The organism is Novosphingobium sp. DS6-6, assembly GCF_057784975.1.
The window spans coordinates 162,690-180,682 of record NZ_JBYNTS010000008.1; the positions used below are offsets into that span (position 1 = coordinate 162,690).

Here is a 17,993-nt window from a genome sequence, read left to right on the forward strand (position 1 = left end):
CGGGGCTTTCGCCGCGGATTCTTGACCGGCCGGGCACTTGGCGCGATGATGGGGGCAGAAGGAACACACCACATCATGGCTTCGCGGGCACTCACTCCCAATCGTCCTCCCACGCGTCCCGGGGCCGGCGCGCGCCGGGGCAATCCCAACTGGCGCGCCGTCCTGCGGCGCAGCTTTCGCCGCAGTTTCGAACTGATCGGCGGGGCAGGCCTGTTCGGTGCCACGCTGTTCCTGGCCCTTGCGCTCGTCAGCTATACCCAGACCGATCCTTCGGGCAGCACGGCCTCGGGCAGCCCGGTGGAAAACTGGATGGGCTGGCCCGGCGCCTGGGCGGCAGAGCGGGTGCTGGTGCTGTTCGGCGTGCCCGGCGGCCTTGCCGTGCCGCTGCTGTTCGTCTTTGCCCGCCGCCTGTGGGATGCGGCCGGCGATCTGATCGACGTGGACGAGGATGAGGAACCGCCGCTGCCCGAGCCTGCCTGGTGGCGCCTGGCGCTCGGCCTGGTCTTGGCCATGGCGCTGTCGGGGACGGCGCTTGCGCTGGCTTTTACCGGGCCTGGAGGGAGCCTGCCGGCTGGCTTTGGCGGGTTGACCGGCCTGCTGGGCGCGGCGGGCGTGCATGCCCTTGCCGGCCTGGCACCGGTGGCGCAGGGGTGGATCACTCTCGCCCTCGCGCTGGTGGCGCTGGGGGGCGGCTTGTTCCTGACCGGCCGCGTCTTCGCGCTCGACTGGCGACAACTCCTGTCGTTTCCCGCCGTGCTGCGCCGGAACCGCAAGGCGGTCGATACGCCCTCGGCGCGCCAGCGTCGTGCGCCCAGGGCCATGGATGCCGTCGCCGATGCCCTGCGCGCGGGCGAGGAAGACGATGACGACGAGGCCGACAACGGCTTGGCCCCGCTCGACCGGCGCGATCCCGTCATCCCCGCCGATGCTGCCGCGCCGCGCCGCCCCACCGAGATCAGCGATCCGCAGCGCATGCCCGCGCCCGTGCCCAAGACGCCGGCCCGCCAGATCGATCTGTTCGACAAGTACGCGCTGCCCTCGATCGACATTCTCGAGGAAGTGCCCGCCAGCGCCCAGCCCAGGATCGACAAGCTGGCTCTCGAACGCAACGCGCGCCTACTCGAAAACGTGCTCGACGATTTCAACGTCAAGGGGGAAATCACCGCCGTGCGCACCGGGCCGGTGGTGACGATGTACGAGCTGGAACCCGCCCCGGGCATCAAGGCCAGCCGCGTGATCGGCCTTGCTGACGACATTGCCCGCAACATGAGCGCGGTGTCCGCGCGCGTCTCGGCCATTCCCGGCCGCACGGTGATGGGCATCGAACTGCCCAACCAGATCCGCGACATGGTCTCGTTCCGCGAGCTGGTCGCCTGCGACAAGTTCGTCAACGCTAAGGGCCTCTTGCCGATCATCCTGGGCAAGGACATCGCCGGCGAACCGATCGTGGCCGATCTGGCCACCATGCCCCATCTGCTGGTCGCGGGCACCACCGGCTCGGGCAAGTCGGTCGGGCTCAACTGCATCCTGCTGTCGCTGCTCTACCGGCTCACCCCGGCGCAGTGCCGCATGATCCTGGTCGATCCCAAAGTGCTCGAGCTCAAGTCCTACGACGATATTCCCCATCTGCTCTCGCCGGTGGTGACGGAGCCGGCCAAGGCCGTCCGCGCGCTGAAATGGGCGGTGGAGGAAATGGAGCGGCGCTATCGCCAGATGTCGTCGATCGGTGTGCGCAACCTTTCGGGCTTCAACGAAAAGGTGCGCGCGGCGCAGGCGCGGGGCAAACCGCTGGGCCGCCGCATCCAGGTGGGGTTCGATCCCGAAACGGGTGAGGAACTGTTCGAGGAACAGCAACTGGAATACCAGGTCCTGCCCCAGATCGTGGTGATCGTCGACGAGCTTGCCGACCTGATGGTGACGGTGGGCAAGGAAGTGGAAGTGCTGATCCAGCGGCTTTCGCAAAAGAGCCGTGCCGCCGGCATCCACCTCATCATGGCGACGCAGCGGCCCTCGGTCGACGTGATCACCGGCGTGATCAAGGCCAACCTGCCCACGCGCATTTCCTTTGCCGTGACCAGCCGCATCGACAGCCGCACGATCCTGGGCGAACAGGGCGCCGAACAGCTGCTGGGCAAGGGCGACATGCTGTTCAAGCCCAATACCGATCCGATCAAGCGCGTGCACGGCCCCTTCGTCAGCGACGAGGAAGTGGAGCGCGTGGCGGATCACTGGCGCGGGCAGGGCAAGCCGGAATACGTCGATTCCGTCACCGAGGAACCGGAAGAAGGCTCGTTCGGCTTCGACGAGCTCGATACCTCCGACAATCCCGAGGATCGCAAGTATCGTCAGGTCTGCCAGCTCGTGTTCGAAAGCCAGAAAGCCTCGGCCAGCTGGATCCAGCGGCAGATGGGCGTCGGTTACAACACCGCCTCGAAGTGGATCGAGCGCATGGAGCAGGACGGTCTCGTCGGCCCGGCCAACCACGTCGGCCGCCGCGAGATCTATCGCGACAAGGACGGCAATCCGCTCTGACGAGCCGCCAGGGGCCAGCGGCGATCACGCCGCACCCTCGCTCCAACACGGCGACGGGTTACGCCGCGCCCTGGCTCCAGAACGGCGCCGCCACGTCGGCGGGAATGCGCATCAGGCGGCCGCTGGCCTTGTCCAGAAAGGCCCAGGTGGTGCGCGCGCGGACGATGACCCTGCCAGCCGTGGTGGCGAAATCGACGCACCGATCGAACCGCGCGCCGTGCGGCGGATCGGGAATGAACGTCGTTGCCGTCACGCTTTCCCCGGCGCTCACATTGCCGCGATAGTCGATCTCGTGCCGGGTGACGACCCAGATATAGGCGGCCTGGTGGGCGGGCGGGGCCACCGCTTCCCAATGGCGCGTGGCGATCTGCTCCATCCACTGCACCCAGACGGCGTTGTTGACGTGGCCCAGTTCGTCGATGTGTTCGGGCAGGGCCGTGAACGTCAGCGAAAAAGGGGCCGCAGTCATGGTCAGGCGCCCAGAAGATGCAGCATCACGCGCCGCCGATGGGCGGCACGACGGTGTTCGCACAGATAGATGCCCTGCCAGGTGCCCAGCGCCAGCCGTCCGCCGATCAGCGGAATCGACAGCGAAACCCCGGTAAGAATGCTTTTGAGATGCGCGGGCATGTCGTCCGGCCCTTCATCGTCGTGGGCATAGCCGGCGTTTTCGGGTGCCAGGCGATCGAGCCAACGCAGCACGTCGCCGCGTACCGCCGGCGCAGCGTTCTCCTGAATGCACAGCGAGGCGGAGGTATGGCGGCAGAACAGCATGAGCAGCCCCGTTTCCATGGCCTCCCCAGCCACCCAGGCGCTCACCTGGGCGGTTATCTCGTGCAGGCCCGCTCCGGGCGTGTGCACGACGATTTCGGTGCCGGCCTGGCGCAATGGAGGTGCCATGATCGCCTGCTGATGACGCCGCAATGCCTGTCGCACAACCGTGCCTGCCCCGTCGCGCGCCAGAGCGCCCCCGGCGCGCGACGGTTGCCCGGCCCGTGGCCGATCTTCAGTCGGCCCAGTAAAGCCGGGCGGGATTGTCGATCAGCAGTTTGCGCTGCAGTTCCGCGGTCGGGGCGATGCGCGGGATCATGTCGACCAGGTGGCCATCGTCGGGAATGGCATCCTGCATGTTCGGATGCGGCCAGTCCGTGCCCCACAGCGCGCGGTCGGGATAGGCCGCCACCAGCGGCGCGACCGCCGCGGCAAAGGCATTCCACGGATCGCCCGCCGGGTCCAGCCGGTCGGGACAGGTGGCTTTGAACCAGATGTCCGGCCGGGAATCGAGCAAGGCGCGGAAGGCCTGCATGTCCGGGCCGTCGGGTCCCTGGGTCACGTCGGGGCGCCCCATATGGTCGATCACCAGCGGCACGGGGATCGCGGCCATGAACGGGCGCAGGTCTTCCAGGATATCCGCCTCGAAATAGATCACCACGTGCCAGCCGGGCGGCAGGCGCCGGGCCACGTCGAGGAACCTGTCCTTGGGCGCATCGTCCACCAGGCGTTTCAGGAAATTGAAGCGGATGCCGCGCATGCCGCCCTCGTGCAGCCGCGCCAGTTCTCCCTCGGAAATTGCCGGATCGACCACGGCCACGCCGCGCGCTTTTCCGTTCGACCTGGCAATGGCATCGAGCGTGGCGGCATTGTCCGTGCCGTGGCAGCTTGCCTGCACGATCACGTTGCGATCGAAGCCCAGATGATCGCGCAGCGCGAACAGCATGTCCGGCCCGGCATCCTCGGGCAGGTACTTGGCTTTGGCGCTGAACGGAAACTGCGCCATCGGCCCGAATACGTGGCAATGCGCGTCGATCGCTCCGGCAGGCGGGACATAGCGCGGCTTCGACGGGTCGCCGTGCCAGGAAACGATGCGATCGGTCATGTCATGTCATCCTGATATGATGTAATCAAAGTTCACTGCCCGGCCGCGGTGACGGTTTCGGGGTTTTCGTGCCTATCCGAACACCACCCCGTCCATCAGCTTTCGCGCCGTGCGCAGCAGGGCAGCGCTTTTCACGGCGCCGCTCTCGTCCGTCTCCAGCACGCAGCTCATTTCGCCGGTGGGATGCTCGACAGACAGCGTCTTGCGGCTGCCCCCGCCCACTTTCGCCACCTCGGCCGCCGGCGATCCCTGCAGCAGGCAGGCGGTCGCGACCGAAACGGCGCCCAGCACGCCGATCGTCGCATGGGCGCGGTGGGGAATGAAACTGCGCACGGTCACCGCGCCGCCGTTGCGCGGCGGGGCCACCAGCATCATCTTGGGAACCGATTTTTCGGTCACGTCGCCCAGGTTCATCAACGGTCCGGCTTCCAGCCGGATCGCTTCGATCCGCGCTTTCAGCTCTGCCGCATTGTCCAGCCAGTCGCGGTCTTCATAGCCGGTCACGCCTGCATCTTCGGCTTTCATCACCACGCATGGCATGCCGTTGTCGATCAAGGTCACGGGCACGCCCCGGATCACGTCGACCAAGTTGCCTGTGGGCAGCAGCGCGCCGCAGCTCGATCCGGCGGTGTCGCGGAATTCCAGCGGCACCGGGGCATGGGTGCCCGGCACGCCGTCGATCGCGGTATCGCCGGCATAGCTTGCCGCGCCGCCCGGCGTTTGTACCGTGGCCACGGCCACCTGGCCGGTGTTTTCCATATGGATGGTCACGCGGGTTTCATCGCCGGTTGCCGTCACCAGCCCACGCTCGATCGCAAAGGGGCCAACGCCGGCCAGGATATTGCCGCAGTTCTGCGCATCGGTAACGATGGCCTGATCCACGAAAACCTGCAGGAACAGGTAATCGACATCGACACCCTCGCGCGTCGATGGGCTGACGACGGCCACTTTGCTGGTCAACGGATCGGCGCCGCCCATGCCGTCGATCTGGCGCGGATCGGGCGAGCCCATGACGGCCAGCAGAAAGGCATCGCGCGCCGCCCTGTCGGCCGGCAGATCGCCTTTCAGGAAATAGCCGCCTTTCGAGGTGCCGCCGCGCATCCACATGCATGGAGCGGAAAGTCCGGTGGTCATGGCCATGCTCCTCCTATCCCCCCCTCGTCGTCGCAGAGGACGGGCTTATCGATGCGCCGCTTCAAACGTACCGCAGCCCTTCCTTCGCGAGCCGCTCGCGCATCTTGTACATGTCGAGCCCCAGCACGCCGGCAGCAAGCTTTTCCCGCTTTTCGCCTTCGTTGGCCTCGCGTGCCTGGGCGGCGGCCAGCACCTCGGCCGCTTTCGCCCGCGGCACCACCACCACGCCATCGTCGTCGGCCACGATCACGTCACCGGGATTGACTGCGCAATTGGCGCAGACCACCGGTACGTTGACACTGCCCAGCGTGTTCTTGACTGTCCCTTGCGCACAGATCGCCTTGGACCAGACGGGGAATTGCATCTCGGTCAGATCGCGCACGTCGCGCACGCCGGCATCGATCACCAGCCCGCGGCAGCCACGCGCTTGGGCAGAGGTGGCCAGCAGATCGCCGAAATAGCCATCCTCGCAGGGTGAGGTCGGCGCCAGCAGCAGGATGTCGCCGTCCTGCAATTGCTCGATCGCCACATGGACCATCCAGTTGTCGCCGGGCGGGGCGCTGATCGTCACGGCCGATCCGGCGACGCGCGCGCCGCGATAGATCGGGCGCATGTAGCTTGCCAGAAGGCCGGTACGCCCCTGCGCTTCGTGCACCGTGGCGACGCCGCAGGCGGCGAGCCCGTCGATGACGGCGCTGTCGGCCCGTTCGATGTTCTGCACGACGATACCCGACATGGCGCATGTCTCCCTTGCTGGTTGGCCGCTTCGGCCTGACGCGCAGCATTTGGAACCGGGGCCGGGCGGCGCCAAATGCAATGTTTGGCATGTGCCATAAGGAAATGCTAAGTCTGTGCCGATGGCTCGCCCCGATCCCGTGCTCAATATCCGTCATTTCGCCGCGCTTGCCGCCACCGTGCGTCATGGCAGCCTCACCCGCGCGGCCCGCGCCGTGAATCTGACCCAACCCGCGCTGACCCAGGCTATCGCCCGGCTCGAGGCAGACCTGGGCTGCGGGCTGTTCGAACGCGGTGCCGGGGGAATGACCGCGACGGAACCGGCCCGCCTGCTGGCGCCGCGCGCCGAAGCGGCGATCGAACACATCGGCTCACCCCGGGTCACCGGCACGCAGTTGCGCGCTTTTCTGGCTCTGGCGCGCGCCGGTTCCTATGCCGGCGCGGCGCAGGATACAGGGCTCTCGGCCGCCTCGCTGCATCGCGCCGTGGCCGATCTGGGCGTGGCTCTGGGCCAGCGCCTGATCGACCGGCGTGGGCGCACCGTGCTGCTCACCCCGGCCGGGGCACGGCGCGCGCGCGGTTTCGGCCTGGCCATGGCCGAATTGCGCAGCGGCCTGGCCGAAGTGGCGGCCTGGCAGGGCAAGGCCGCCGGCCGCGTGGTGATCGGCGCCATGCCTCTGTCGCGCGCGCGCTGGCTGCCTGAAACGCTGCTGCGCTTCATCGCCACGCACCCCGGGGTCGATGTGGCGGTGGTGGAGGGCAGCCATGCCGAACTGGCCGGCCCGCTGCGCGATGGCGAGATCGATTTCATGCTCGGCGCGGTGCGCGATGCCGGCGCGCTCGACGATCTGGTGCAGGAACCTGTGTTCGAGGATCGCCCCGCGCTGGTCATGCGCGCCGCGCATCCGCTGGCCGATCCCGCCGTGCCGCTCGATCCGGCGGCCCTGCTTGCCTATCCCTGGATCCTGCCCGGCCATGGCACCCCGCTCCGCCATTACTGGGAAGCGATGATGCGCAGTGCGACGGGCCAGGCTCCACCGCACGTGGGCATCGAATGCGGCTCGGTGCTCACTGTCCGCCAGTTGCTGGTGGGGTCTGACGCGCTTGCGCTGCTCAGCCGCGCGCAGCTGGCGGTCGAGCTCGACAGCGGCCTTTTGGCCACGCGGCCAACCCCCGTGCCGGTGTGCCGCACGATCGGCATCATCCACCGCGCCGGTTGGCGTCCTACCGCGCCGCAAGCCGCGTTCGTGGCCCTGCTGCGCGATGTGGCCACCAAAGGCTTCGCATAAATTTATGCCTTGCGCGCTCTTTGCATTTGTATGCCGTGCCGGCCCGCCGCAACAGGTGCCGCATGGAGAGCACGCTTGCCCTGATCGGCTTCGGTGAGGCCGGATCGACTTTTGCCAAGGCAGCCGGATGGGAATCGGCCGCCCAGGCTTTCGATATTGATCCCGCGCGCCGCGTGGCGATGGAAGAGGCCGGGATCGTCGCGGCCGCCACGGCTGACAGCGCGCTTGCCGGGGCGGGGCTTGTGCTCTGCCTGGTAACGGCCGACGCGGCGCTTGCCGTGGCGCAGGACTATGCCGGCCTGCTCGTCCCCGATGCGCTGTTCTGCGACATGAATTCGGTGGCGCCCGAGACCAAGCGCGCCGCCGCCCGGGCGGTGGAGGCCGCCGGCGCACGCTATGTCGATGTCGCGGTGCTTGCCCCGGTCAACCCCGCGCGGCTCAACGTGCCGCTGCTGGTTTCCGGCCCGGCCGCGACCGAGGCTGCCGGGGCCTTGCGCGCCGCCGGCTTCACCAATGTGCGCCCGGTTGGGGAAGAGGTGGGCCGCGCCAGCGCGATCAAGATGATCCGCTCGGTCATGGTCAAGGGGATCGAGGCGCTGACCGCCGAAATGATGCTGGCCGCGACCAGGGCGGGCGTTGTGGAGGAAGTGCTGTCCTCGCTCGATGCCAGCGACAGGGCCGAAAGCTGGTTCGCCCGTGCGGCCTACAATATCGAGCGCATGGTGACCCATGGCGCGCGCCGCGCCGCCGAGATGGAAGAATCGGCGAAAACTCTCGCGGCGCTGGGCGTCGAACCGCTGATGACCCGCGGCACCGTGGCCCGGCAGCGCCAGCAGGCGGGCCATGCGATCGCGTTCGATACCCACTTCAAGGAACCGGCCGAATGACTATGATCATCGATTGCCACGGCCATTACACCGTGCTGCCCAAGGCCCACGAGACGTGGCGCGAGGCGCAGAAGGCGGCGTTCAAGGCGGGCGAGGCGACCCCGCCCTATCCGGCCATATCCGACGACGAGATTCGCGAGACGATAGAGGCCAACCAGCTGCGCTTGCTCAAGGAACGCGGCGCGGACATGACGATCTTCTCCCCCCGCGCCAGCGCCATGGCCCCGCACGTGGGGGATCAGCGCGTGGCCGTGCCCTGGGCCCGGGCGTGCAACGATCTGATTGCGCGCGTCGTATCGCTCTATCCTGAAACCTTCGCCGGCGTGTGCATGCTGCCGCAATCGCCCGAGGCGGACATGACGAGCTCGATCGCCGAGCTTGAGCGCTGCGTCACGCAGCTGGGCTTCATCGGCTGCAATCTCAATCCCGATCCCGGCGGCGGCCACTTCCGGCATCCGCCGCTGACCGACCCGTTCTGGTTCCCCTTCTACGAAAAGATGGTGGAACTCGACGTGCCGGCGATGATCCACGTTTCGGGCAGCTGCAACCCGGCGATGCATGCCACCGGCGCCTATTACATCGCCGCCGATTCCATCGCGTTCATGCAATTGCTGGAAGGCGATCTGTTCGGCCGCTTTCCCACCCTGCGCTTCATCATTCCCCATGGCGGCGGCGCGGTGCCCTATCACTGGGGGCGTTATCGCGGCCTGGCCGACATGCTGAAAAAGCCCGCGCTCGACGGGCATCTGATGAACAACGTGTTCTTCGATACCTGCGTCTATCATCAGCCGGGGATCAATCTTCTGGCCGAAGTCATCGAAACCAAGAACATTCTGTTCGGTTCGGAAATGGTCGGTGCGGTGCGCGGCATCGATCCCACCACCGGCCACCATTTCGACGATACCAAGCGCTATATCGATGCGCTGCCTATCACCGCCGAGCAGCGCCGTGCGATTTTCGAAGGCAATGCCCGCCGCGTTTTCCCGCGTCTCGACGCCATGCTCAGGGAGAGAGGACTGTGACCGGCACCCGGCCCACGCCGAATGGCAAGCCGCTGGATATCCATGCCTATCTGGCCGAGTTTGAGGATATTCCCGGCACCCGCGTCTATACCGCCGCTCGTGCGCGCAAAGGCTATCATATCAACCAGTTCGCGATGAGCCTGATGAAGGCGGAGAACCGCGAACGCTTCAAGGCCGACGAGCGCGCCTATCTTGACGAATGGCCGCTTGGCGAAGAGGCCAAGCAGGCGCTGCTGGCCCGCGATTACAACGCCCTGCTCGATCTGGGCGGCAATATCTATTTCCTGTCCAAGCTGTTTTCCACCGATGGCCTGCCTTTTGCCGAGGCCGTTTCGACGATGACCGGAATGACCTGGCCGGAATACCGGCAGATGATGCTCGATGGCGGGCGCCGGCCCGAAGGCAACCGCTCGATCAAGGGAGGGTATTGAGCCATGGCGCGGATCACCGCAGGCGTCGGCTCCAGCCACGTGCCGCTGCTGGGCGTGGCAGTGGACCAGGGCAAGACCGGCGACGATTATTTCGGTCCGATCTTTGCCGGTTACGAATGGACCCGGCAGTGGGAAAAGGAGCAGCAGCCCGATGTGGTGATCCTGGTCTACAACGATCACGCATCGGCTTTCGACATGAAGATCGTGCCGACGTTCGCGATCGGCTGCGGCGAGCGCTACAAGCCCGCCGACGAGGGCTGGGGGCCGCGCCCGGTGCCCGACGTGGAAGGCCACCCCGATCTGGCCTGGCATATCGCGCAAAGCCTGATCCTCGACGAGTTCGACATGACCATCATCAACGAGATGGATGTCGACCACGGGTTGACCGTTCCGCTGTCGATGATGTTCGGCCAGCCCGCGGCCTGGCCGGCTAGGATCATCCCGCTGGCGGTCAATGTCGTCACGTATCCCGTGCCCTCGGGCAACCGCTGCTGGGCGCTGGGCGAAGCCATCGCGCGCGCGGTCGAGAGCTTTCCCGAAGATCTCAACGTGCAGATCTGGGGCACGGGCGGCATGAGCCACCAGCTTCAGGGCATGCGCGCCGGGCTGCTCAATCGCGAATGGGACAACCGGTTCCTCGATCTGATGATCGGCGAAACCGACGAAGCGCGCTGGATTCCCCATATCGAATATCTGCGCGAAACCGGCTCGGAAGGGATCGAGATGGTCATGTGGCTGATCATGCGGGGCGCGCTGGGGGCAAAGACCCGCCTGCTGCACCGGCATTACCACATTCCCTGCTCCAACACCGCGATCGGCCACATCGTGCTGGCCCCCGATCAGGAAACCGCGCCGGTATAAGGCAAAGGCTCACAAACCCGTCCTTCCCGCCAGCGGGAACCGGATCAACCAGGAACCACCCCATGCGCATTGCTCTGGCCGGTGCCGGCGCCTTTGGCGAAAAGCACCTTGATGGACTCAAGAATATCGACGGCGTCGAAATCGTTTCGGTGATCAGCCGCCGGGCCGAACAGGCCGCCGCGGTTGCCGCCAGATATGGCGCGCGCCATTCCGGCACCGAACTGGAAGAGGCGCTGGCCCGGCCCGATGTTGACGCGGTGATCCTGTGCACGCCCACGCAGATGCACGCGGCGCAGGCGATCGCCTGCATGGACGCGGGCAAGCACGTCCAGGTGGAAATTCCCCTTGCCGACAGTTGGGCCGATGCGCAGGCCGTGGAGGCCAAGAGCCGGGAAACCGGTCTTGTCTGCATGGTCGGCCACACCCGCCGCTTCAACCCCTCGCACCAATATGTGCACAACAGGATCAAGGCGGGCGAATTCGCCGTTCAGCAGATGGACGTGCAGACCTATTTCTTCCGCCGCAAGAACATGAATGCCAAGGGCGAGCCGCGCTCGTGGACCGATCATCTGCTGTGGCACCACGCCGCCCACACGGTGGACCTGTTTGCCTATCAGGCGGGTCGCATCGTCAAGGCCAACGCCATCGAGGGTCCGATCCATCCCGAACTCGGCATCGCCATGGACATGTCGATCCAGCTCAAGAGCGAAACCGGCGCGATCTGCACGCTTTCGCTGTCGTTCAACAACGATGGGCCGCTGGGCACGTTCTTCCGCTATATCGGCGATACCGCCACTTACATCGCGCGCTACGACGATCTGGTGAACGGCAAGGAAGAGCCGATCGACGTGAGCCATGTCGATGTGTCGATGAACGGCATCGAACTGCAGGACCGCGAATTCGTCGCGGCGATCCGCGAAGGGCGCGAACCCAACAGCTCGGTCGGCAAAGTGCTTGATTGCTATCGCGTGCTGGGCGAACTGGAAACCCAGCTCGCCGCCGGCTAGGGCTCAGCGCACGGATCGCGCCGGGATGAATGCGGCTGGCCGAGCCTGGCCGGCCGCATCGGCCTGCGGGGTTGGCGTGTCCGGCGCCGGCATCGGCGCGGGCTGCGGCACGGGCAGCACCATCGCAGCCGTTTCCAGCTGATCGAGCGCGCGCTGCGCCGCCACCCAGTCGCGGGCATGGGCCAGCCATTCGGTGGCGGCTTCTCTGCCCGGCATGTGTTCCACGTCGCTGATCGCCGCTTCCACCCGGCCGCCGGTCAAAGCCAGGCGGGCATGGTTGCGCCGCGCTTCGGGCGTGGCATCGGGTCCTTCGTCGTGCCGGATCACGAAAAGGCCCGCGATCTGCCCCGAAACCCAGTCCCAGGTATTGCCCTGTGGCGCCTTGCCCGTCAGTTGCGGTTCGATCCCGGCGAATTCTTCCGCCAGCGTGCCCAGCGTCACGGGGTGCGCCGCAGCCGCGATCACGCGATCCACCGCGCCGGCCTGCGTCGCGCCAAAACGCACGCGCAGCTGGTTTTCCAGAATGCCCAGCGGCTGTCCGCGCTCGATTGCCCGGCGCGCCGCGAAGGCCACCAGCAGGGCCTCGGCACGCCCGGCCTGGCCGGCCGCGGCATTGGCCTGCTGGTTCAATTCGGCCAGACGCTGCTCCAGCGCGGAAACCTTGGCCGATGCCGTGGCGATCAGGGCATCGCTGGCGGCACTGCTCGCCGCGGCCACCACCGCTTCGGATGCGACATCGGCAGGTACTTCGCTGCTGGCGCTGGAAAAAGTGCCGATATCCAGCCGCAGCCAGCCCTCGCGGGCGGCAAGCCACAGGCCCGCGCCGCCAAGTGCCGCAATCACGATCAGGATCAGGACCAAGCCCACCACCAACCGTCCGCCTCCACGGCGACGCGGTGGAAGGGTTTGTCCGTATGCCATGTCCTGCATTCGCTGTTTTCGCTTGTCCGTGTCCCCGAAGTCACAGGTTCTGGCACATTTGCCGGGCCAGCGCCAGCAATGGTTGATCGCTGCGCGACGCAGCGATTTCAAGCGTTTGCCAGCCATCACCGGCCATGGCGGCGATCCGCGGCGCCAGGCACGCCAGCGCCGCGCCCGCGCGCGGCAGGCCCAGCCGGGCGCACTCGGCGGCAAAGTGCCGCGCCGCCTCGCCGGAATGGAGCGCCACCACGCAGGGCGCGCGCAGCAGGGCCTGCGCCGCCGGTGCCAGGGGCAAGGGCTGCGCGGCATAGACGCCGATGGTTTCGACAGTGACGCCCGGCGACAGGGTCAACGGCACGGGATCGGCCCCCGAGAGGCGCAGATAGCGCCCGGGGGCCAGGTCGCGTACCGCTGCCGCCAGGCCGCCCGTATCGGCGGCAGCACCCGCGCGTGCGACGGCAAAGCCGGCCTGCTGCGCCGCCCGCGCTGTTTCCGTGCCCACTGCTATTACCGGCAGGGCCGCCAGCCGGGCCAGTTCCGCCCCGCCCAGCCGGAACAGGTTTGCGCTGCCTGCCAGGATCGCGGCATAGCCTGCCGGATCGGGCGCCCGCCACGGCACGGCCGTCACCGCGAACAGCGGCGCGCCGAGCGCGGTAAGGCCCATGGCCCGCGCGGCCGCGACGCTGGCGGCGTTGCCCGGTTCGGGCCGCACGATCAGCAGCGGGCGCATGGCCTTAGCCCCCGCGGAAAAAGGCGCTGATGCCTTCGGGGGCCTGGCCCAGCAACCGCTCGGCCAGGCGGCGCGGCGCGTCCCCGTCATCGGCGCCAAAGCGCGCGCCGTCTTCCACGCGCAATCCGCCATCGGGGCTGAACAATGCCGCCCGCAAGACGAGATCGCCGTCCACCGCCGTGGTCAACACGGCGATCGGGCTGTGGCAGGTGCCGCCCAGGCCCAGCAGCAGCGCTCGCTCGGCGCGGACCGCGGCATGGCTGGGCGCATGATCGACCGCCGCCAGCAGCGCGCGCAGATCGGTCCGCGCGGCCAGGCATTCGATGCCGATCGCCCCTTGCGCGGGGGCGGGCAGCCATTCCTCTGCCGGCAGCACGTGGCCAACCCCGGTTTCGCCCAGGCGCTGCAGCCCGGCGGCCGCCAGCAGAGTCACGTCGGCCTCGCCCGCCTGCAACCTGGCCAGGCGGGTGGCAACGTTGCCGCGAAACGAAACGATCGCCAGATCGGGTCGTGCGTGCAGCATCTGCGCGGCGCGGCGCGGCGCGCTGGTCCCCACGCGCGCGCCCTGGGGGATCGCCGCCACGCTGGCCGCGCCGACCAGCACGTCGCGCACGTCGGCCCGGGGCAGCACGGCGGCGATGGCGAGAGCGGCGGGGCGCACGGTTTCCACGTCTTTCATCGAATGAACGGCGAAGTCGATCGCGCCGTCGAGAAGGGCCGCGTCCAGTTCCTTGGTCCACAGCGCCTTGCCGCCGATTTCGGCCAGGGGGCGATCCTGGATGCGATCTCCGCTCGCCACCTGCGGGCAGAGCTCCACCGCGCTATCCGGCCAGCCATGGGCCGCGCACAGGCGCGCGCGCGCTTCGTGCGCCTGGGCCATGGCAAGGGGAGAGCGGCGAGTGCCCAGGCGCAACGGCCGGGCCGGTGTTTGCAGCGGATGGTTCATGCGCGGCTTGCCGTAAACGGGATTATCTCTAAGGGGAAGCTCCGCATGGCCCTGATCCTTGGCATCGAATCCTCGTGTGACGAAACCGCCGTTGCCGTTATCGACGGCAGCGCGCCCACGCTTGCCACCCGCATCGTGGCGCAGCGTATCGCTTCGCAAGATGACGCGCACCGGCCCTTCGGCGGCGTGGTGCCCGAAATCGCCGCGCGTGCCCATGCCGACGTGATCGCGTCGATGGTGGCGGCAACCCTGGCCGATGCCGGCCTCGCGCTCGATGACATGGACGCCATTGCCGCCACGGCCGGGCCGGGGCTGATCGGCGGGGTCATGGTCGGCCTTGTCACCGGCAAGGCGCTGGCCATGGCTGGCGGCAAGCCGCTGATCGGCATCAACCATCTTGAAGGGCACGCGCTGTCCCCGCGCCTGGCCGATCCGGCGCTGGCCTATCCCTACTGCCTGCTCCTGGTTTCGGGCGGGCATTGCCAGATCCTGGAAGTGCAGGGGCTCGGCCGTTATCGGCGCCTTGCGACCACGATCGACGACGCGCTCGGCGAAGCGTTCGACAAGACCGCCAAAGTCCTCGGGCTGGGCTATCCCGGCGGCCCCGCGGTCGAACGGCTGGCGCGGGAGGGCAATCCCCGGGCGGTGCCGCTGCCGCGCCCGCTGGTCGGCAGCGCGGAACCGCATTTCTCGTTCGCCGGTCTCAAAAGCGCGGTGCTGCGCGCTCATGCTGCGGGGCTTTATGCCATCGCCGATCTGGCAGCCTCGTTCCAGGCGGCCGCGATCGATTGCGTGATCGACCGCACGCGCCGCGCGCTGGGCGAATGCGCGCCGGGCATGACGGCCCTTGTCGTGGCGGGCGGCGTCGCGGCCAATGCCGCGCTGCGCGGTGCGCTCGAAACCCTTGCGGCAGAGGCCCGCTTGCCGCTGGTGGCGCCGCCGGTTCACCTGTGTACCGACAATGCGGCGATGATCGGCTGGGCCGGCGCCGAACGGTTTGCCCTTGGCCAGGCCGATCCGCTCGATCTGCCCGCCCGGCCACGCTGGCCGCTCGATGGTGATGCCGCGCCGGTTCGCGGCGCGGGGGTCAAGGCATGAGCGCGCCGGCCCCGGCCATCGGCGTGATCGGCGCGGGCGCCTGGGGCACCGCGCTGGCGCAAATGCTCGCGAGCGACGGGCGTGCGGTGGCGCTCTGGGCGCGCGAGGCCGATCTTGTCCGCTCGATCAACCGCGATCGCCGCAATCCCATCTATCTGCCCGGCGTGGCCCTGACACCGTCGATCGTGGCCAGTGCCGATCTGGCAGCCATGGCGGCACTGCCCGTGCTGTTGTGGGTCACGCCGGCGCAGGTTCTGGGCCCGGTAATGGCTGGCCTGCCAGACTATGCCGGCGATCTGGTGCTTTGCGCCAAGGGGATCGAGGCGGGCACCGGCCGCCTGATGGCCGATGTTGCCGCCGCCGCCGCGCCGGGCGCGCAGGTGGCGGTGCTTTCCGGACCGACGTTTGCGCACGAAGTCGCCGCCGGCCTGCCCACGGCGGTGACGTTGGCCTGTTCGGGTGGCGAAGCGCAGTGGCAGCGCCTGGCGCCGGCGATCGCGCGGCCCACGTTCCGTCCCTATTACTCCGCCGACGTGATCGGCGCGGAAATCGGCGGCGCGGTGAAAAACGTTCTGGCCATCGCCTGCGGCGTGGTCGATGGGCTGGGCCTGGGACAGAATGCCCGCGCCGCGCTGATCAGCCGGGGCTTTGCCGAAATGCAGCGGTTTGGCCTGGCCATGGGCGCGCAGGCCGAAACGCTGTCCGGGCTTTCCGGGCTGGGCGATCTCGTGCTCACCTGCTCTTCGCAGGCAAGCCGGAACTTTTCGCTGGGCAAGGCGCTGGGCCAAGGGCAAAGCGCGGATCAGGCGCTATCGGGCCGCAATACCGTGGCCGAAGGCGCCTATACCGCGCCTGTGCTGGCCGATCTTGCCCGGGAGAGGGGAATTGCCATGCCGCTGGTCGACGCGGTCGTCACTCTGGTCAACGGTCAGGCCCCGGCGCGCGATGTGGTCGCCAGCCTGCTGGCCCGGCCATTGCGCGCGGAACGCCCGCTTGCCTGACGCTTCCCGATCCGCAAACGCCGACGGCGCACAGGCCGAACGGGCCGATATCGCAGCCCTGGCCAAGGGCGGGCGCACCAATATCTTCGGGTTCGTGCTGCGCCTGGCGGCCAGCGTGCCGTTCCTGTTCATCGCCGGGCGGCTTTATGGCGCGGCCACGCTGGGGCGCTATGCCTCGGCCACGCTGGTGGTCGAACTGGCCGCGCAGCTCGCCACGCTGGGGCAGAAGCGCGGGCTGGCCCAGCAATTGTCCAGGGAAGATCGCGCCGATGCCAGCACGGTGGCCGATGCGCTGCTGCTTTCGGCGCTGATTTCGGCGCTGTGTGCGGGGCTATTGTGGCTGGTGCCGGTGCTGATGTTCCCGAGCGGCGATTACAGCCCGGTCGACCGCCTGTTGCCCCTGGCGATCCTGCCCCGCGCATTGGGGGATCTGGCTTTGGCGGCCTTGGCCTATCGCTTTGACGTGGGCGCCACGGTGCGTGCCCGCGCGGTGGTCGAACCCTGGACTCAGTCGCTGGCGGCGGGCGCGCTGTGGCTGGTGGGGCCGTGGTGGTGGGCGCCGCTGCGCGAAAGCGGGCTGATCATCGCCTATGGGCTGGCCATGGTCGCGGCGATGGCCACGGCGTTCGTGCCCTTGCTCAAAAGCTATGGCCTGCCGCGCCAGTGGCGGCTGCAACCGGCCAAGCTGCTGGGCCTGGCCCGGCGCAACCTGCCGTTGGCCGGGGCCGACGTGGTGGAATGGGGCACGCGCAAGCTCGATCTGTTCATTCTGGGCACTTTTGCCCCGGCAACGGCGGTGGGCATCTATTACGTGGCGCAGCAGGTCGTCACGCTGCCGCAAAAACTCAAGACCAGTTTCGAACCGATTCTGGGGCCGGTGATCACCCGCAACCTGCGCGAAAAGAACTATGGCGCGATTGCCCGCCAGGTCTGCCAGGTGGGTTTCTGGATCACCGCGGCGCAGGCCGGGATCGCCCTCGCGCTGGGCCTGCCTGGCAAAGGCGTGATGGGCCTGTTCGGGCCGAACTTCGTGGCCGGCACGGGCGCGCTGGCGCTGCTGCTGGCGGCCGAAGTGGTGGCGGCGCCCGCCGTGGTCAGCGAAGCGGCGCTGATCTATGTCGCCCGGCTGCGCAACTGGTGGATCAGCCTGGGCACGATCGCGCTGCAGGCCGGGCTCACCGTTACATTCATTCTCGCCGCGCGCGAACTGGGCTGCGGCGGCATGGTCGAAGCGATGGGCGCGGCCCTGGCGCTGGTCCTGTCGCTGGGCCTTGCCTCGCTGCTCAAGTCCCGCCTGCTGGGCCGTATCCTGGGGCACAGGATCAGCAACTGGCGCTGGGCGCTGGTCTGGGCAGCCGCACCGGCAGTGGGCGTGGGCCTGCTGGCGCGGCTCCTGCCCGAATGGATCGAAGTCGGGCTGGGCGTTCCGGCCATCCTTGGCGTCTATGGCCTGGTCATCTGGCGGTGCGGCTTCGGCCCGGAAGACCGGGTGCTGTTCCGCAAACAGCAGAATTGAACGGAAC

The 17,993-nt window shown here is 68.1% G+C and carries 18 protein-coding genes; 10 read left to right on the plus strand and 8 right to left on the minus strand.

What is annotated here, in order from left to right:
• The first annotated feature begins 75 nt into the window (after positions 1–75).
• The gene (locus AC3EDY_RS11585; protein ID WP_488572648.1) at positions 76–2,532 is read left to right on the plus strand and encodes an FtsK/SpoIIIE family DNA translocase; all 2,457 of its coding nucleotides are present in this window, start codon (positions 76–78) and stop codon (positions 2,530–2,532) included.
• Between the two features lie 58 nt (positions 2,533–2,590).
• Here AC3EDY_RS11585 and AC3EDY_RS11590 read toward each other — a convergent pair whose 3' ends face one another.
• The 5 genes from AC3EDY_RS11590 to ligK all read right to left on the minus strand — a co-directional run bounded on the left by AC3EDY_RS11590 (position 2,591) and on the right by ligK (position 6,278).
• On the minus strand, positions 2,591–3,001 hold the full coding sequence (locus tag AC3EDY_RS11590; RefSeq protein WP_488572649.1) for an acyl-CoA thioesterase: 411 nt from the start codon (positions 2,999–3,001) through the stop codon (positions 2,591–2,593).
• Positions 3,002–3,003: 2 nt separating this feature from the next.
• Complete coding sequence (locus tag AC3EDY_RS11595) at positions 3,004–3,420, minus strand: secondary thiamine-phosphate synthase enzyme YjbQ (RefSeq protein WP_488572680.1); 417 nt, start codon at positions 3,418–3,420, stop codon at positions 3,004–3,006.
• Positions 3,421–3,538: 118 nt separating this feature from the next.
• Entirely contained in the window at positions 3,539–4,408 is an 870-nt protein-coding gene (locus AC3EDY_RS11600; protein ID WP_488572650.1) for an amidohydrolase family protein, read from the minus strand.
• A gap of 72 nt (positions 4,409–4,480) precedes the next feature.
• Positions 4,481–5,542 carry a 4-oxalomesaconate tautomerase gene (locus AC3EDY_RS11605; RefSeq protein ID WP_488572651.1) on the minus strand — a complete coding sequence of 354 codons (1,062 nt, stop codon included), beginning with the start codon at positions 5,540–5,542 and terminating at the stop codon, positions 4,481–4,483.
• A 61-nt stretch (positions 5,543–5,603) separates the two neighbouring features.
• Positions 5,604–6,278 (minus strand): 4-carboxy-4-hydroxy-2-oxoadipate aldolase/oxaloacetate decarboxylase, encoded by a 675-nt coding sequence (gene ligK, locus AC3EDY_RS11610; RefSeq protein WP_488572652.1) that lies wholly within the window; start codon positions 6,276–6,278, stop codon positions 5,604–5,606.
• A gap of 121 nt (positions 6,279–6,399) precedes the next feature.
• Between ligK and ligR the strand changes: the two genes are divergently transcribed.
• The 6 genes from ligR to AC3EDY_RS11640 all read left to right on the plus strand — a co-directional run bounded on the left by ligR (position 6,400) and on the right by AC3EDY_RS11640 (position 11,774).
• A complete protein-coding gene (ligR, locus tag AC3EDY_RS11615) occupies positions 6,400–7,566 on the plus strand; it encodes an aromatic metabolism transcription factor LigR (RefSeq protein ID WP_488572681.1) in 1,167 nt (388 codons plus the stop codon).
• 62 nt (positions 7,567–7,628) lie between these two features.
• Positions 7,629–8,453 carry an NAD(P)-dependent oxidoreductase gene (locus AC3EDY_RS11620; RefSeq protein WP_488572653.1) on the plus strand — a complete coding sequence of 275 codons (825 nt, stop codon included), beginning with the start codon at positions 7,629–7,631 and terminating at the stop codon, positions 8,451–8,453.
• Positions 8,450–9,475, plus strand: coding sequence for an amidohydrolase family protein (locus AC3EDY_RS11625; RefSeq protein ID WP_488572654.1), 1,026 nt, complete (start codon positions 8,450–8,452; stop codon positions 9,473–9,475). Before AC3EDY_RS11620 ends, AC3EDY_RS11625 begins: the two co-directional genes overlap by 4 nt.
• Positions 9,472–9,906 carry a protocatechuate 4,5-dioxygenase subunit alpha gene (ligA, locus tag AC3EDY_RS11630; protein ID WP_488572655.1) on the plus strand — a complete coding sequence of 145 codons (435 nt, stop codon included), beginning with the start codon at positions 9,472–9,474 and terminating at the stop codon, positions 9,904–9,906. Before AC3EDY_RS11625 ends, ligA begins: the two co-directional genes overlap by 4 nt.
• A 3-nt stretch (positions 9,907–9,909) precedes the next feature.
• Positions 9,910–10,767 carry a class III extradiol dioxygenase subunit beta gene (locus tag AC3EDY_RS11635; protein ID WP_488572656.1) on the plus strand — a complete coding sequence of 286 codons (858 nt, stop codon included), beginning with the start codon at positions 9,910–9,912 and terminating at the stop codon, positions 10,765–10,767.
• A 62-nt stretch (positions 10,768–10,829) separates the two neighbouring features.
• Positions 10,830–11,774 (plus strand): Gfo/Idh/MocA family oxidoreductase, encoded by a 945-nt coding sequence (locus tag AC3EDY_RS11640; protein WP_488572657.1) that lies wholly within the window; start codon positions 10,830–10,832, stop codon positions 11,772–11,774.
• Between the two features lie 3 nt (positions 11,775–11,777).
• On the opposite strand, the gene AC3EDY_RS11645 is transcribed toward AC3EDY_RS11640, so the two are convergent.
• The 3 genes from AC3EDY_RS11645 to hemC all read right to left on the minus strand — a co-directional run bounded on the left by AC3EDY_RS11645 (position 11,778) and on the right by hemC (position 14,371).
• Positions 11,778–12,644, minus strand: coding sequence for a hypothetical protein (locus AC3EDY_RS11645; protein ID WP_488572658.1), 867 nt, complete (start codon positions 12,642–12,644; stop codon positions 11,778–11,780).
• A 91-nt stretch (positions 12,645–12,735) separates the two neighbouring features.
• Positions 12,736–13,425 (minus strand): uroporphyrinogen-III synthase, encoded by a 690-nt coding sequence (locus tag AC3EDY_RS11650; RefSeq protein ID WP_488572659.1) that lies wholly within the window; start codon positions 13,423–13,425, stop codon positions 12,736–12,738.
• Between the two features lie 4 nt (positions 13,426–13,429).
• Positions 13,430–14,371 (minus strand): hydroxymethylbilane synthase, encoded by a 942-nt coding sequence (hemC, locus tag AC3EDY_RS11655; RefSeq protein WP_488572660.1) that lies wholly within the window; start codon positions 14,369–14,371, stop codon positions 13,430–13,432.
• 45 nt (positions 14,372–14,416) lie between these two features.
• Here hemC and tsaD point away from each other — a divergent pair, with 45 nt between their 5' ends.
• The 3 genes from tsaD to AC3EDY_RS11670 are packed head-to-tail and all read left to right on the plus strand — an operon-like array spanning position 14,417 to position 17,986.
• On the plus strand, positions 14,417–15,469 hold the full coding sequence (gene tsaD, locus AC3EDY_RS11660; protein ID WP_488572661.1) for a tRNA (adenosine(37)-N6)-threonylcarbamoyltransferase complex transferase subunit TsaD: 1,053 nt from the start codon (positions 14,417–14,419) through the stop codon (positions 15,467–15,469).
• Positions 15,466–16,470: an NAD(P)H-dependent glycerol-3-phosphate dehydrogenase gene (locus AC3EDY_RS11665; protein ID WP_488572662.1), complete on the plus strand. Its 1,005-nt coding sequence runs from the start codon at positions 15,466–15,468 to the stop codon at positions 16,468–16,470. Before tsaD ends, AC3EDY_RS11665 begins: the two co-directional genes overlap by 4 nt.
• On the plus strand, positions 16,463–17,986 hold the full coding sequence (locus tag AC3EDY_RS11670; RefSeq protein WP_488572663.1) for a lipopolysaccharide biosynthesis protein: 1,524 nt from the start codon (positions 16,463–16,465) through the stop codon (positions 17,984–17,986). Before AC3EDY_RS11665 ends, AC3EDY_RS11670 begins: the two co-directional genes overlap by 8 nt.
• The last annotated feature ends 7 nt before the right edge of the window (positions 17,987–17,993 follow it).